Consider the following 14,591-nt stretch of genomic DNA (forward strand, 5'->3'; position numbering starts at 1 on the left):
CAGGCTGCGATCTTTTGCTGTTGCTCTGCTTAGAAGTAGTACGGGAATTTCAGGCTGAAGGAAAAGTCCGGTGCATCGTCGGTCATACCGATCGACAAGTTGGGCACGATGGTCAGGTTGTCGGTGGCCGCAATGGTCATGCCGACGTTGAAGTAACCGGCGTTGGCGTCGCTGGACACCACCGATTCCCAATCCCCGCCATCCTGTTTCAGCTTGCTTTTGCGTTGTACCAGGTCAGAGACGGAGAACGACATACTCATCTTCTCGTTCAGCGCAAACGCAATACCGGCGCCGATCTGGAAGCTGTCGCCAATGCGCACCTTGCCCGGGGTTTTCTGGTTGACGGTCGAGCTGATGTCGTCGAACGATTCTTCCAGGTTGTGGGTGTAGGACAAGCTGCCGAACAGTACGGCCGGGTCGAACGTCTTGACCAGCGAGATCCCCGGGGTGATCGACCAGACGCCGTTGCCGGTTGGCAGGGTGTCAGGCACGAACAGGTTGGAGTTGGCATCGGTCTGACGCAGCTTGATACCGAACGGGTCCTTGCCGGTAGGTGCCTTGACCCGCAAGGTGACCACGGCGTCCGGCGTATTGACCGACTCGTCGAGGAATTTGTAGGCAATGCCGAAGTTGACGTCGCCAATGGTTGGATCCTTGGTGACGGTTTCTTCAGTGGTGACACCGGCCGCGCCCTGATTGCCGCCGCCCGACTGATAAGTCGATTCTCGATAGACCACGGGCACGTTCAGGTCGAACTGCCAGCGATTATCAAAGTTGTAGCGGCCCGTGAGGTCGAGGGTCCAGGTGTCGGCCTTGATCCGGTCAAGGTTGATGTTGCCGAGGAAAATCGAATCCAGCGCCAGAAAGCCGTTGAGAATCAGCTGGCGGGTGTCATAGCGCGAATAGGTGACGCCGGTTTCGACACTGAACTTGCCGCCACCGAAGAAACCGCTGGCCTCGTCGTACAGGTTGGAGACGCTTTGCGCCGGTTGAGAGTCGTCAGCCAGCGATTGCCCGTACGATGCGCCACTGCCCCCGGCGGCGCCTCCTGATGCGGCTGCCGCACCGGTACCGGTGGCGACGCGGTTGCCTTTCATGTCCGATGGCGATTTCGCCAGACGTTTTGGTGGTGGGGCGGCGGGTTGTTCTTCAACCTGGCGGACTCGTTGTTCGAGGACCGCCAGGGCCTTTTGTTGTACTTCGTATCGTTGCTTCAGCTCTAGAAGTTCCTGTTTCAGGGCCTCTACGTCCGAGTTCGGTGCCGCTTGCAGCATCGCGGCCGGGAGAAGAGTGCTCAAACACACTGCGGCACGCAGTGATACTGATCGATACATGAATAAGCCGTCCCTTTAAGCCCAATGATCGAGACTCAGCGTAGTTCAATATCCGATAGTGCGTAGGGCCCCGAGTTGAGTCAGGTTGCAATCCAGTGCGCCGGCGCTTCTGCCGTTATTATTGAGTACGACGTTGAGTTGAGTCAGGTTGTTGACCACGTTGGCACTTCCGAGCAGACGGGTGTTCTGCAGTAAGCCGCTTGAGGCGACCTGTTGCAGTGCCGTGCCTTGATTGCCACTGGCTTGTATCGCCATTTGCACGCCACCGGTACCGGTTGCCGAGACCGCGACATTGCCGGCGGCATTGCTGCCGGTAATAGTCTGGCCGGCCATCAGGGCCTGGCCCTGTGCGGGTGCGAGCGCTGGTGCCTGATTGGCTTCCCTGACGTTGATGGCAACGTTGTTATTGGCCGTGTTGCCGTCACCCGCTGCGCGTACGCTCTGCGTCACGCCCGACGATGAGTTCAGGCCGGCACCGCCGATAATCGATCCCGAGCCCAGCTCCGGCGTATTGCCGTTGCCCATCTCCTTGATGGTCGACACGTAAAATTCCGGTTTGATGGTGGTTTGTTGTACCTGCATTGATGCAGACGCACCGATCAGATCACCGCTGGCGTTGCGCCAGGTACTGCTCATGACAATGCCGAAGCTGATAATCCGCCCCGGCATCACATAACGACCACGCAGCTCGGCGAGCTCCTGGTCCTTGATTTCTATAGGTTTGAATCCTGCATTGGCGTAGCCCGATGCGCTCGCTGCCAGGCAGGCGGCGGCCAGCCAGTATGAGGTTTTCATCTGCTGCTCCCGGGACATCCAGTCCCATTCTCTATAATCGGCGATTAAAAGAAGTCGCTCTGAATGAACCCGAAATCCATCAATTCAGCATCTCTGACCGGGTTGAAACCATCCAGCTTGTTCTTGGCCGTCAATGGCACCGGAGGACTGCGCAAGGCATTGGCCTTGTCATATCCGGGACCGACGATGGCGAAGACAATGCCATTCCAACCTTTGACAAAGTCATCATGCTTGTAGCGTTTATGGCCAAGAACCGGGTCTCCGATGTAAACCCACTCCTTGTCCGAGCGCTGCAACACGACGAAGTGCTTGTAGCCGCGAATTTCCATCAGTACCACCACCGGGATTGTTACCGCGTCGAGCTTTTCCGGTGGGATCTTGTAGCCCCTGGCGCGCATGCCGATGCTTTCTATGTAGCGCTTCATGTCGAGCATGGAAAACCCTTGAGTACGGACAAGGTCCTGGTCAGCGTTGACCAGCATGCCTTTGATGATGTGCTCCTCATCGACGTCGAGCCAATAGGCCTGGCGTAATACCGTGGCCAGTGCAGCAGCGCCGCAGCTGAAGTCGGTTTTCTGTTCGACGATGTCGGCAAACTTGCGCTCACGGATGCTTTGCACGTTTTTGTAGACGAGCGTGCCACCCGGCAGGGCAGCCACGGGCATCTGGCCGGCCTGAGTCAGGCCACAGACGAACAGCATCGCGAGGAGGGCAGTGTTACGCATGATCGATACGCCTTTGCGGACTGAGGAAAAGCCCCGTTTCCGGGGCTTTCGTTTCGATCGCGATTACAGGCAGGCTCTGCAGCCAGCAGCGATGGACAGCGAGTTGCTTTGTTGGTTACCCACACCAGACGAGACGTTGGCTCCACCGTTGCCGGAGAAGTTGTTCATCGAGTTGGTCATGGTTGCAGTGTTGGTCACAGGGTTTTTCCAGCCGTCTGGAGTCAGCTGTTGTTGGGTGGTCACACCGGCCAGACCGAATACGCCCACTGCGACGAAGTCGGAAGTGCTGCTGCCGTTGTTGCCGCCGTGGTTGCCACCACCGTTGCCGCCACGATCATTGTTACCATAGCCGCCGCCATGGTTACCGCCACCGTGGTTGTCGCTTTCAGTAGTCGCCTGGCCAGCCGCTACGAAGGCGCCGACTGCGTTAACAGTCCCGACCAGAGTTTCTTTTTTCATGACCTGAGTAGCATTGTTGGTAACGGTCAGACCTGTGGAGCTTTGATTGGCTGCGGCTGCTGCCTGCGCTACACGACCGCCCGACACAGCGATTGCCAGGTTGTTTTTCTGTTGGTTGAAGTTGCCAGCGGTCACGTTGACGCCGATGTTGCCGGAGCCATTGTTGCCAGCATTGTTGAGCGACGCGGCGTTGGTGTTGGAGTAGTTCGCAACGGTGTTGCCGCCATTGAGCTGAGTCGCGCTGGAAGCAGCGACCGCGGTGCCGAAGATGAAGCTTTCGTCGGCAGTCGCCAGAGCAGCGGCGTTGTCTTGTTGGTTGCCGTCGCCAGCTGCGGCGTTGGCGCCCATGTTGCCGTTGGAGCCATTCAGCGAGCTATCCACTGCTGCACCATTTTTGGTGCCTTGGTTCAACACGGCGTTGCCTGAGCTGCTTTGCTGATCCATCACGGTGGCGCCAGCACCCGCCGAGATTTGCAGGATTTGCTCAAGGGTCGGGCCTTTTGGCTGGTTATTGCCATGGCCGTTGCCGTGCCCATTACCATGATCGTCATCACGACCGCCTGCCTGTGCTGCGATTGCCATCACTGCTGCAAGTGCGAAAACCAGTGGTTTGAGAGCCATTGTAGGTTTCATGGTGTTTCTCCATCGTGCTTATTAGTTGGTTAAGTGTTGGTACTTTCTAATTGCACTGCTTTTGTTATTTGGGTCAGTCAGCGACCCGGATGCTCAGGGTGTTAGCCATTCGGTTCCCCACCCCGGCACTCTGGTTCACCTGGATTACCCCGCGGCTGCCGGTGAAGGCCTGATCACTTGTCGTGACCTGGCGACTGCCGGGTGAGGTACCAGTTGCTCCTGAGCTCGGTAAAAGCGCCACGTTCTGTTGCGAAAGGGCACTGTCGTCAACGCTCTGCGGGGCAGCACTGATGCTGACGCGCGTAACGTTGGCCATCTGGTTGTTGGCCCCGGCGCCCTGGTTCACGCCCAGAATCCCGTTGCCATTACTGAAAGAGGTGCCGCCGATGGTTGCGCTGGCGTCCATCGAGCGAGAGGCAGGTGTGTCGATTTTTTGCATGACGCTGGTAGTGGCGTGGGATTCGGTGCCGATGCCCACTGCCTTGACGTTGGCCTGTTGCATTTGATCGCCAGCGGCCTGGTTGACGTTGAAATTGCCGCGATACTGAACACCGGAGTCCTGAATGTTGGCGTTGTTCACTGAGGCAGGATCAGCAGCCATGACAGTGCTGCAACCGAGCAAGGCAAGCAGAAGGAGTGAGCGATTCATCTCATTGGCCTCCGGCCATACGGGTCAGCGGAGCAAGGCCGGAACTCATGGCACGGTTGATCGTGCCGGAAATCGCGCCACCGGAACCGCCACCGTGACCGGCGCTCATGCCGGGCATGCCGTTGGGATTGGTGACCGTATTGAGGCCTGGCAGATTGGCGCCGGCCTGGGCCGTATTGATGGTGCGGAACGCACTGCCGCTGGCGACATCGGCAAAGTCGCCGTCGCTAAGCTCGGTGCTGTTCATCGCGGCATTGATACGGGCGGCCGGGTTGGCATTGACAGTGGTCGGGTAGGGGTCTTTGCCACCGTTGCGGCCAATAGGAATCGGCTGAACGTCGCGATTGAGGACGATGACGCCATTACCTTCTGCCTGCACATTGAGGCTGATCAATGTGCTGGCTGCTGATCCGATCAGCAGGAGGCAGGTCATGCTCTTTTTGAAATTCCCCACGGCAGCAATTCCTTCTTCAGTGGGCTGGCCCTAGTCAGCGTTGTGAAGGAGAGAGCGAAAGCTGTGCCGCTTTTTAAATACTCATTGATTTCAGATGCTTACGTGAATCGAGCAAAGGTTTGATACACAAGCTGTTTCATTGATGAAACACGCACATTGGCATCGACCTGTCTATTGGCTGAACAAAGCTCTGGAACGAGGGTTTGCGGCAAGGTGTTTCAACTGCGTAACAGGTCGACCGACAAAACGCTCGAGGCCGTTGAAACGGCCACTTTGCCGTCAAGTGTGTGTTTCAGGATCGGACACTTTGCCCCCAGAACAGGGGAAAACGGTGGGGCAGGAGCCCCTTGAACCGGGTTATTCGCAAAGCAATTGTGCAACCGCCGCAAAAGCTTGCGTCTGCCGTTCAGCCCAATTGCCCTGAATGATTTGCACGGATTGCTGATGTTGCTCAAGCCAGGCGCGCGTGGCGTTGAAGAAGGCCAGACGCTGCTCCAGATCTGGCTGGCAGCGTTGACCGTCATCGGTCCAGTCGATGTGCTCCGGGGATAGCAGAAGGTGCAAGTCGTATCGGCGTGCCAGCAGCTCGGGTTCGAGCCAGGCCGGGCAGGCGCCGAACAGCGTCTGGCTCCACAATATGTTGCTCAGCAGGTGCGTGTCGAGAATCAGCAGCGCCGGTCTTTGCGCACGCGCCTGATCTTCCCACTGCAACTGGCCACGGGCGATCTCGGGAATGTCTGCCAGGCAAGTATCGCGCGGGTTCTGCTCAATGAACCAGCGCACGTATTCGTCCACCCGCACGCCGCCGAACTGTTGCTGAAGGCCCGCCGCCAGCCAGCTCTTGCCGGTGGATTCCGGCCCGGTAAGCACCACGACTTTCATGTGCGCAACGCCGGGTCGGCGCGCCATTCACGATAGCCTTGCACTGCGATCAGGGTGAACAGGCCGTACAAGGCTGCTGTCAGGTACAGATCCTTATAGATGAACAGCCCGACAAAGATCACATCGAGGACAAACCACAGTGCCCAGCACTGCAGACGTTTCTGCGCCATCCACAACTGCGCAACCAGGCTGAACGCCGTCAACGCTGCGTCGAGCCAAGGCTGTGCGGCATCCGTCCAGTGCGCCATGGCCGCGCCCAGCAGCAGGCTGCCGACAGCGCCGACGCTGAGCCCGATCAGGATTGAACGCTGATCGAGACGTGTGACCTGCCGCCCGTCGTGCATCGTCCCGGCACGAGTCCATTGCCACCAGCCGTAGACTTGCAGCGCGGCGTAGATCACTTGCAGCAACATGTCCGAATACAGCTTCACCTCAAAGAAAATCCAGCTGTAGAGCAACACCATGACCAGACCGATCGGCCAGCACCATGGGTTCTGTTTGACCGTCAGCCAGACGGCGATCACACCGAGGGCGGCGGCAAACAGTTCAAGCCCGGACATGGGGATTCCTTGGGGGGAGAAAAGAAGGGAGCGGATTGTACTGTATTCGCCCAAACACTGAAGAACCTGTGGGAGCTGGCTTGCCAGCGATGAGGTCGGCACATTCAATATTGATATTGGATGACCCACCGCCATCGCTGGCAAGCCAGCTCCCACAAGGATTTAGGTCAGACGCGGAACTGGCGTAGCAGGCCGTTGAGTTGTTCGCTCAGTTGGCCGAGCTTCACGCTGGCCGCACTCGACTGCTCTGCAGCGATCGCCGTGCTGTGCGAGAGCCCCGCCGCCTGGGTGACGTTCTGGTTGATGTCCTCAACCACATGCGCCTGCTGCAAAGTAGCGCTGGCAATCGAGGCATTCAAACCATTGAGGTTGCGCAACGCCTGGCCAATGGCATTCAGGCTGGCACCCGCAAGGCCGGCCTGTTCGATGGTCAGTTGCGACGCCTTGCTGCTGTCGCCGATGACTTTAACGGCGGCTTCGGAATGATTTTGCAGGCGCTCGATCATCGACTGAATCTCGGCCGTCGATTTCTGCGTGCGCTGAGCCAGCAGGCGCACTTCATCGGCGACCACGGCAAAACCGCGTCCCTGCTCACCGGCCCGCGCTGCTTCGATCGCGGCGTTGAGCGCCAGCAGGTTGGTCTGTTCGGCAATCGAGCGAATCACCTCCAGTACGCTGCCAATCTGCGTGCTCTCGGCGGCGAGAGTACGGATCACCTCGACCGCCTGATCGATCGTGCCCGAGAGCTTGTCGATCTGCTGCAGGCTGCCGTCGATATTGATCTGGCCCTGCTGCGCCTGCGCTTCGGCATCACGCATTTCAGCGGCGGCATGTTCGGCATTCTTCGCCACGTCCTGTACGCCGTAGGTCACCTCGTTGATTGCGGTGGCCACCAGTTCCATCTGCTGCGATTGCTGTTGGCTACGTTGCTGCGCCTGCGAGGCGTCGTTGCCCAGTTCGCTGGACGATTGGCCCAGTGCGCTGGCCGAGACCTGCAAGTCGCCAATCACCCGGCGCAATTTCGCGGTGAAGGCATTGAAATGATGCGCCAGTTCGGTGACTTCATCCTTGCCGTGGGTATCGAGGCTGCGGGTCAGGTCGCTTTCGCCGCTGGCAATGTTGGCCATCGCGTTCACAGTTTCCTGCAACGGACGCACGATGCTGCGGGCGATCAGAATGACCAGCAGGGCCATGATCAGCGCAATCGCCAAGCCGATGACCGTGGCTTTGATCACCTGGCCCTTGAACTCAGCCTGCACATCGTCGACGTAAACGCCGGAGCCGATCACCCAGCCCCACGGTTCGAACAGCTTGACGTAAGAAGTTTTCGCCACCGGCTCACTGGCGCCGGGCTTCGGCCAACGGTAGTCGACCATGCCGGCGCCTTTGGCGCGGGCGATGGCGACCATTTCGTTGAACACCGCAAAACCGTCCGGATCTCGGATCGCCGAGAGGTTCTGACCTTCGAGTTTCGGGTTGGTCGGGTGCATGACCATCACGGGCGTGAGGTCGTTGATCCAGAAATAGTCGCTCTGGTCATAGCGCAGACCACGAATCGCGGTCAGCGCCTGCTTTTGCGCTAGCTCTTTGCTCAAGGTGCCGGCGGTTTCCAGGTCATGGTAGTAGGTGAGCAGGCCGCTGGCCGTCTGCACCACATGTTGGGTTTTCTGGGCTTTGGCGTGATACAGGTCATCGTGGATCTGCTTGAGCATCAACACGCCCAAGGTCAGCAACATGACCACGGCCACCACCAAAATGAGCCACAAGCGTCGGCTGATCGACACACTGCGCAAGCTGTTCATAACGCTGTCACTCCGAATTCTTTTTCTTGTAATAAACGACCGCCAGCATCCAACCACGATTTTGTGAGCGGGCATACGCGACCCAAGTCGTATAACGCGGCAGCGCTATTAAGGCTTGTCTGTTAGGATTTCGGCCCCGCGCGTAAAAACCTGAATCCAAGTTGATATTTCACGGAATTTTGACTGTTTCGTGTGGATCCTGTGCGCGCGGAATCGGTACAGCTACAAACAGCTACGCTGAACGCAGTGAACGTAAGAAAAATACTATCGGGGCATGCCGCCGTGCATCGCTCTTTGGGGGATTGATGGATCTTTGGACCGCCTTGCAGGCACTGATTCTTGGAGTTGTAGAGGGGCTGACGGAGTTTTTGCCCATTTCCAGTACCGGACACCAGATCATTGTTGCCGACTTGCTCGACTTCGGCGGCGAACGGGCCATGGCGTTCAACATCATCATTCAGCTCGGCGCGATCCTCGCGGTGGTCTGGGAGTTTCGCCGCAAGATTCTCGACGTGGTGATTGGCTTGCCGACGCAGCCCAGCGCTCGACGGTTTACTGCCAATCTGCTGATCGCTTTCTTGCCGGCCGTGGTGTTGGGGGTAATTTTTGCCGACCTGATCCACGAATACCTGTTCAACCCGATCACGGTCGCGGCCGCGCTGGTAGTGGGCGGCGTCATCATGTTGTGGGCGGAAAAGCGTCAGCATGAAGTGCATGCCGAAACCGTCGACGAGATCACCTGGCAGGACGCCCTGAAAGTTGGTTTTGCGCAGTGCCTGGCAATGATTCCCGGTACTTCGCGTTCCGGCTCGACGATCATTGGCGGCTTGCTGTTTGGTCTGTCGCGTAAAACCGCTACCGAGTTCTCGTTCTTCCTCGCCATGCCGACCATGGTGGGTGCGGCGGTGTACTCGGGCTACAAGTATCGCCACCTGTTCGTGCCGGCGGACTTTCCGGTATTCGCCATCGGCTTCGTGACGGCGTTCATCTTCGCCATGATCGCCGTGCGCGGCTTGCTCAAGTTCATCGCTAGCCACAGTTACGCGGCATTTGCCTGGTACCGGATCGTCTTCGGCCTGGTCATCCTCGCCACGTGGCAATTCGGCTGGGTCGACTGGTCGGCGGCCAAACCATGAATGATTCCCGCGCACGTCGCCCTGAAGGTCGGCCTATGGCTGGCAACATCCAATATCTGAAATTGAAACTGGTGGTGTTGCTGATCGTCTGTGCGTTGCCGTTATACGGCTCGCTGTCGATGTGGCTGCGCGGGATCTCGCTGGTGCCATTGGCAGGGTACGGGATCGTCAGTGTGCTGGCGTTCTTCCTGTACTGGGCAGACAAGCGCAAGGCCCGCACCGGTGCCTGGCGCACGCCGGAGAACATCCTTCACGCGGTGGAACTGGCCGGCGGCTGGCCGGGCGCATTGATCGCCCAGCAGGTTTTTCGGCACAAGACGCGCAAGGTGTCGTTCCAGATTCTGTTCTGGGTGATCGTCTTGCTGCACCAGATTTTCTGGATTGACCAACTGTTCATCGGCATGAAACTGCTGGCCCTGTTCTAAAAAATACCCCCCCTCTGTAGGAGCTGCCGAAGGCTGCGATCTTTTGATTCTGATTTTTAAAAGATCAAAGTCAAAAGATCGCAGCCTTCGGCAGCTCCTACAGGGAGTGGTTTATAGCAGTAAACCGATTTGGGTTTTTTTCGGCAGTTTGCTTACCACCAACTGGTGCGAGCGCTGCAACAATCCGCGCAATTCCTCGGCACCCAGCGGGTAGGGCGGGTGCATGATGATCCACTGCGCCCGCGCCAGATACGGCGCCGGGTGAATGCCGGGGCGGTCGCAATGGCCGAGAAACAGATCCTTGTCGACCTTGAACGCCAGCGAATCACCGCGCAGCCCCTGCAAGGCAAACATCTTGTTGCCGGCAATCGAAAACACCCGCACACCGCCCCATTTGTAATCCTCGCGCGCGCCCGGCAACGCCAGGCAAAATTCGGCGACGTCCGCTTCGCTCATCCTTCCCTTTTTCATAACAACCGCTCCCCACAGGCATTGAACGATTCGACCAGGTGATCGATCCACGCGCGCACCGCCGGCATCACCCCGCGCCGATGCGGGTACACCGCTTGCAGCCAGCCACCGGGCAATGACCACTCTGGCAGCAGTTGCAGCAGTGTGCCGTTTTGCAGTTCTTCCTCGCAGTACATCATCGGCAGCAACGTGAAACCCTGGCCGGCCAGCACGCAGGCTTTGCGCACAATAAAGTCATCGATACCCAGCCGGGCTTCCATGTTCAACTCGAAACTGTTGCCCTGCTGATCAAGCAGGCGCACATGAACCAGACGATCCGCTTCCAAAGCGCCAAGCACCGGCAGTGTTCGCAAATCTTGCGGATGGTTGATCGATTGCCCCTGAATGAACGCCGGACTGGCCACCACAACCATTTGCGCCTGGCGCAAGCGCCGGGTGACCAGCAAAGGGTCCTCATCACCGTGTTCGCGCACGCGCAGGGCCACATCAAAGCCTTCGCCGACCAGATCGACGCGGCGGTTGAGCAATACAACTTCCAGCTGCACCTGGGGGAATTTACCGAGAAATTCGCTGATCACCCATGGCAGCATCTCGTGCGCCAGACCGGTCGGGCAGGACACCCGCAAGCGTCCACGCGGCTCGCTGGACATGCTCGCCACCGCCTCATCGGCCATTTCCGCTTCCAGCAACATCGCCTGGCAATGACGCAAGTAACGCTCACCGACCGCCGTGAGGTTGAGTTGGCGCGTGGTGCGCTGCAGCAAACGCGCGCCGAGGCGTTCTTCCAGCTCGGCGATGCGTCGTGACAGCCGCGACTTGGGAATGCCGAGCAAACGCCCGGCCGCCGCGAATCCGCCGGCCTCGACGACTTTGGCGAAATAGTAGAGATCGTTGAGGTCTTGCATGGCTGAATTCCAACTGTTCTATCAATGGGACAAACTATCGCATTTCAGGCGGCTAATCATCCATTGGTTTCTTGCGTAGGATTGTCTCCATTCCGTCGCCACCGGCGATTCATTCCAGGAGATTCCACATGAAACTGCTGCATATCGATTCGAGCATTCTGGGCGACAACTCGGCTTCCCGTCAGTTGAGCAGCGAAGTCGTCAAAGCCTGGCAAGTCGCCGAGCCAAGCGCTGTCGTGACTTACCGCGACCTGGCCGCCGACGCCATCAGCCACTTCTCGTCGACCACTTTGGTGGCGGCCGGCACCACTGCCGAACTGCGCAACGCCGCGCAGCAGCACGAAGCCGAACTGAGTGCTTCGACCCTGGCCGAGTTCATCGCTGCCGACGCCGTGGTCATTGCTGCACCGATGTACAACTTCACCGTGCCGACCCAACTCAAGGCGTGGATCGATCGCGTTGCCGTCGCCGGTCAGACCTTCCGTTACACCGAAGCCGGCCCAAAAGGCCTGTGCGGCGGCAAGAAAGTGGTGATCGTTTCCACGGCTGGCGGCATCCACGCCGGTCAGGCCAGCGGCATCGCCCACGAAGAATACCTGAAGCTGGTTCTGGGCTTCCTCGGCATCACCGACATTGAAATCGTCCGTGCCGAAGGCCTGGCGTACGGTGATGAAGTGCGCAACAACGCCATGACCGCTGCCCAGGCGAAGATCAGCGAGCAACTGTTCGCCGCCGCGTAAGGCTTGCGTAAAGAACAGCTGAGGTTCAGGTAATACCCAAAAAACTCTGTATTCTGGTTCTGCAAGGGCCGAATACGGAGTTTTTTGTTTCTGACTGTTACATAATCTGGCCCGGGTTATGCAGTCAAACGATCAGCGTCTGAATGCATTGTCGTACCGCAGCGCCGAATCCCCGGCGTTTCTGGCCCGCAACGCAATGGATCTTTCGATTGAGTAACAACAGGGTGGGGCATCCGATGATGCGTCTTTGTGCAACGTTACTGATTTGCCTGATCGGCAGTCTGAATTCAGTGCAAGCTGCGCCGGGGCGACATCCTGTCTGGAGCGTCGGCTACCACGAGATGACGTTCCTCGATCCGCTGGACCTGCAGCCGATGCGCGCCATCGCGTTCTATCCCTCAAGCGATCGCGAGCACATGAGCCTGCTCGAAGGCTATTCCGTCGAGGCCGGCGAGGACACCAAGGTCGCGATCGGCCGCTTTCCGATGCTGATGCTCTCGCACGGCAACACCGGCACCCCACTGGCCTTGCACGACCTCGCCACATCGCTGGCCCGCAAAGGCTTCGTCGTGGTCGCGGTGATTCATCCCGGCGACAATTCCAAGGATCACAGTCGGCTCGGCACTTTGAGCAATCTCTACGGGCGGCCGATCCAGATTTCCGAAGCCATCACCGCAACCCTTGGCGACCGCATGCTGGCGCCGTACGTCAACCCCGAACAGGTCGGCGTGATCGGTTATTCCGCGGGCGGCGAGACCGCGTTGATTCTGTCCGGCGCGCAGCCGGACCTGGATCGTCTGCGGCGTTATTGCCAGGAACGCCCGGATGACCGTGACGCCTGCAACACCCAGGGCGAACTCATCGTTGATCGCGACGATTTGCAACCGGTGGCCGATCCGCGCGTCCATGCGTTGCTGCTGATGGCGCCGCTGAGCCTGAAGTTCGGCCGCCACACCCTGGCCGACGTGCATGTGCCAGTGCTGCTCTACAGTGGCGATGGCGACAAACTCGTCGCGTTCGACAAAAACGCCGCTGCGCTGGCGCGCAAACTGCCAACCGCGCCGGACTTCAAATTGCTGGCAGGGGCAGGGCACTTTGTGTTCATGGCGCCGTGCAATGAAGAACAGATCCGCGCCATGCCGGCGCTGTGTACCGACGCCGACGGTGTCGACCGCGAAGACATTCACCGCAACCTCATCTCCGAGGCCGGACGCTTCTTCTCCCATGCGCTGGGCCAAGCGACACGCGCCGGCATGCAGACTGCCGATCAATAGATCAAAAGATCGCAGCCTTCGGCAGCTCCTACATGATCTGCGCTATGCCCATGTAGGAGCTGCCGAAGGCTGCGATCTTTTGACTTTGCTTTTCAGTTCGTGGCGCGACGCATCAGCAGCAACGTCAGCCCCAGCCCGATCACTGACAACAACGCCGCACTGAAGAATATCCACGAATACCCCAGGTTCAACGCCACTGCGCCCATCAGCGGCCCGGCAATCGCCAGCGCCAGATCGAAGAACACCGCATACGCCCCCAGTCCCGAGCCACGGCTGGAACTCGGCACCTGCTTGATCGCCTCGACCCCCAACGCCGGATACACCAGCGACAGGCCAAACCCGGCCATCCCCGCACCGATCAGGGCGAACGCCGTGGACGGCGCCAGCCACAGCATCACCAATCCGACCGTTTCGATGCTCATGCAGGCGATCGCCGAGCGGAAACCACCAAAGCGGCTGATCGCGGAAATGAACAGCAGTCGCGACAGGATGAAGCACACGCCAAACACGGTCAGGCAGTAAGCCGCACCGCTCCAGCCGCGGTTGAGGTAATAGAGGGTGATGAAGGTGGTCAGCGTGCCGTAACCGATCGAGGCCAGGGTCAGACTGGCGCCAAACGGTGCGATCCTGCCGAACACTGCCCAAAACGGCAGCCGTTCGCCACGAATCACCGGCACCGACGGTTTGTTGCGAATCAGCAGCAGCGCGCCCGCCGCCAGTACCGACAGCGCAATACCGAGGCTGGTGAAACCGTAGTCGGCCACCATCACCACACCCAGCGGTGCGCCGATGGCAATCGCCCCATAAGAGGCGATGCCGTTCCAGCCAATCGACTTCGCAGTGTGTTCGACACCGACCTGGCCCATGCACCAACTGATCGTGCCAACGCCGATCAAGCCTTGGGCGATACCGAGCAACAAGCGTCCGGCAATCAATATCAGCAAGCTGGTCAGCGGCAAGCTTTGCAGCAACGTCGATATCAGCGTCAGCGCGCCACTGAGCACAATGCCCCATAAGCCATAAATGATCGCCCGTTTGGTGCCAATGGTGTCCGACATGCGCCCGGCCATCGGCCGACTGAGCAGGGTGGCGAGGTACTGCGAGCCGATCACCAGCCCGGCGATGATTGCGCTGAAGCCCAATTGTTCGTGCACATAACCCGGCAACACCGCGATCGGTAAACCGATGCAGAGGAAGGCAATAAAGGTGTAGAAAACGATGGAGACGATCTGCAGGGTGATCGCCATGGAGCTTTGCGGTGGCAGTTGCTGCGCAGACATGAGGACTCGTTCGCGGGCGGAGGTGGGAGAGTTCGCATCATGGCTTGAGCGTTGTATAAAAGAAAGC

At 58.9% G+C, this 14,591-nt stretch carries 16 protein-coding genes; 4 read left to right on the plus strand and 12 right to left on the minus strand.

Annotated elements, in window-relative coordinates:
• Nucleotides 1-29 precede the first annotated feature (29 nt).
• The 9 genes from ACQ4MY_RS12170 to ACQ4MY_RS12210 all read right to left on the minus strand — a co-directional run bounded on the left by ACQ4MY_RS12170 (nt 30) and on the right by ACQ4MY_RS12210 (nt 8,293).
• Nucleotides 30-1,334 carry a hypothetical protein gene (locus ACQ4MY_RS12170; RefSeq protein ID WP_008078920.1) on the minus strand — a complete coding sequence of 435 codons (1,305 nt, stop codon included), beginning with the start codon at nt 1,332-1,334 and terminating at the stop codon, nt 30-32.
• A gap of 45 nt (nt 1,335-1,379) precedes the next feature.
• A complete protein-coding gene (locus ACQ4MY_RS12175) occupies nt 1,380-2,129 on the minus strand; it encodes a hypothetical protein (protein ID WP_008078921.1) in 750 nt (249 codons plus the stop codon).
• A 44-nt stretch (nt 2,130-2,173) separates the two neighbouring features.
• The gene (locus ACQ4MY_RS12180) at nt 2,174-2,854 is read right to left on the minus strand and encodes a C39 family peptidase (protein WP_008078922.1); all 681 of its coding nucleotides are present in this window, start codon (nt 2,852-2,854) and stop codon (nt 2,174-2,176) included.
• A 63-nt stretch (nt 2,855-2,917) separates the two neighbouring features.
• On the minus strand, nt 2,918-3,946 hold the full coding sequence (locus ACQ4MY_RS12185; protein WP_008078923.1) for a hypothetical protein: 1,029 nt from the start codon (nt 3,944-3,946) through the stop codon (nt 2,918-2,920).
• A 73-nt stretch (nt 3,947-4,019) separates the two neighbouring features.
• Entirely contained in the window at nt 4,020-4,595 is a 576-nt protein-coding gene (locus ACQ4MY_RS12190) for a hypothetical protein (protein WP_008078924.1), read from the minus strand.
• 1 nt (nt 4,596) lies between these two features.
• On the minus strand, nt 4,597-5,049 hold the full coding sequence (locus ACQ4MY_RS12195) for a hypothetical protein (RefSeq protein ID WP_440095279.1): 453 nt from the start codon (nt 5,047-5,049) through the stop codon (nt 4,597-4,599).
• Between the two features lie 357 nt (nt 5,050-5,406).
• On the minus strand, nt 5,407-5,931 hold the full coding sequence (locus ACQ4MY_RS12200; protein WP_440095318.1) for an AAA family ATPase: 525 nt from the start codon (nt 5,929-5,931) through the stop codon (nt 5,407-5,409).
• Nucleotides 5,928-6,491: a nicotinamide riboside transporter PnuC gene (pnuC, locus tag ACQ4MY_RS12205; protein WP_158835632.1), complete on the minus strand. Its 564-nt coding sequence runs from the start codon at nt 6,489-6,491 to the stop codon at nt 5,928-5,930. Before pnuC ends, ACQ4MY_RS12200 begins: the two co-directional genes overlap by 4 nt.
• Before the next feature lie 167 nt (nt 6,492-6,658).
• Nucleotides 6,659-8,293 carry a methyl-accepting chemotaxis protein gene (locus tag ACQ4MY_RS12210; RefSeq protein WP_440095280.1) on the minus strand — a complete coding sequence of 545 codons (1,635 nt, stop codon included), beginning with the start codon at nt 8,291-8,293 and terminating at the stop codon, nt 6,659-6,661.
• 305 nt (nt 8,294-8,598) lie between these two features.
• Here ACQ4MY_RS12210 and ACQ4MY_RS12215 point away from each other — a divergent pair, with 305 nt between their 5' ends.
• Entirely contained in the window at nt 8,599-9,429 is an 831-nt protein-coding gene (locus tag ACQ4MY_RS12215; protein WP_008078929.1) for an undecaprenyl-diphosphate phosphatase, read from the plus strand.
• Complete coding sequence (locus ACQ4MY_RS12220) at nt 9,426-9,854, plus strand: DUF1294 domain-containing protein (RefSeq protein ID WP_045122989.1); 429 nt, start codon at nt 9,426-9,428, stop codon at nt 9,852-9,854. Before ACQ4MY_RS12215 ends, ACQ4MY_RS12220 begins: the two co-directional genes overlap by 4 nt.
• A 111-nt stretch (nt 9,855-9,965) precedes the next feature.
• Here ACQ4MY_RS12220 and ACQ4MY_RS12225 read toward each other — a convergent pair whose 3' ends face one another.
• Together ACQ4MY_RS12225 and ACQ4MY_RS12230 are read right to left on the minus strand one after the other, a co-directional pair.
• The gene (locus ACQ4MY_RS12225; protein ID WP_008078931.1) at nt 9,966-10,325 is read right to left on the minus strand and encodes an MmcQ/YjbR family DNA-binding protein; all 360 of its coding nucleotides are present in this window, start codon (nt 10,323-10,325) and stop codon (nt 9,966-9,968) included.
• A complete protein-coding gene (locus tag ACQ4MY_RS12230) occupies nt 10,322-11,230 on the minus strand; it encodes a LysR substrate-binding domain-containing protein (RefSeq protein ID WP_440095281.1) in 909 nt (302 codons plus the stop codon). The genes ACQ4MY_RS12225 and ACQ4MY_RS12230 overlap by 4 nt, the downstream gene beginning before the upstream one ends.
• Before the next feature lie 128 nt (nt 11,231-11,358).
• On the opposite strand from ACQ4MY_RS12230, the gene ACQ4MY_RS12235 reads away from it, so the two are divergent.
• Both ACQ4MY_RS12235 and ACQ4MY_RS12240 read left to right on the plus strand, forming a co-directional pair.
• On the plus strand, nt 11,359-11,970 hold the full coding sequence (locus ACQ4MY_RS12235; protein ID WP_440095282.1) for an FMN-dependent NADH-azoreductase: 612 nt from the start codon (nt 11,359-11,361) through the stop codon (nt 11,968-11,970).
• A gap of 236 nt (nt 11,971-12,206) precedes the next feature.
• Nucleotides 12,207-13,244, plus strand: a complete 1,038-nt coding sequence (locus tag ACQ4MY_RS12240) for an alpha/beta hydrolase family protein (RefSeq protein ID WP_008079112.1) — start codon at nt 12,207-12,209, stop codon at nt 13,242-13,244.
• A gap of 92 nt (nt 13,245-13,336) precedes the next feature.
• Here the strand turns inward: ACQ4MY_RS12240 and ACQ4MY_RS12245 are convergent, their stop codons facing one another.
• Entirely contained in the window at nt 13,337-14,524 is a 1,188-nt protein-coding gene (locus ACQ4MY_RS12245) for an MFS transporter (RefSeq protein WP_440095283.1), read from the minus strand.
• Between the last annotated feature and the right edge of the window lie 67 nt (nt 14,525-14,591).

The sequence above is a fragment of the Pseudomonas sp. SM4 genome, assembly GCF_051913165.1.
Classification (GTDB): domain Bacteria; phylum Pseudomonadota; class Gammaproteobacteria; order Pseudomonadales; family Pseudomonadaceae; genus Aquipseudomonas.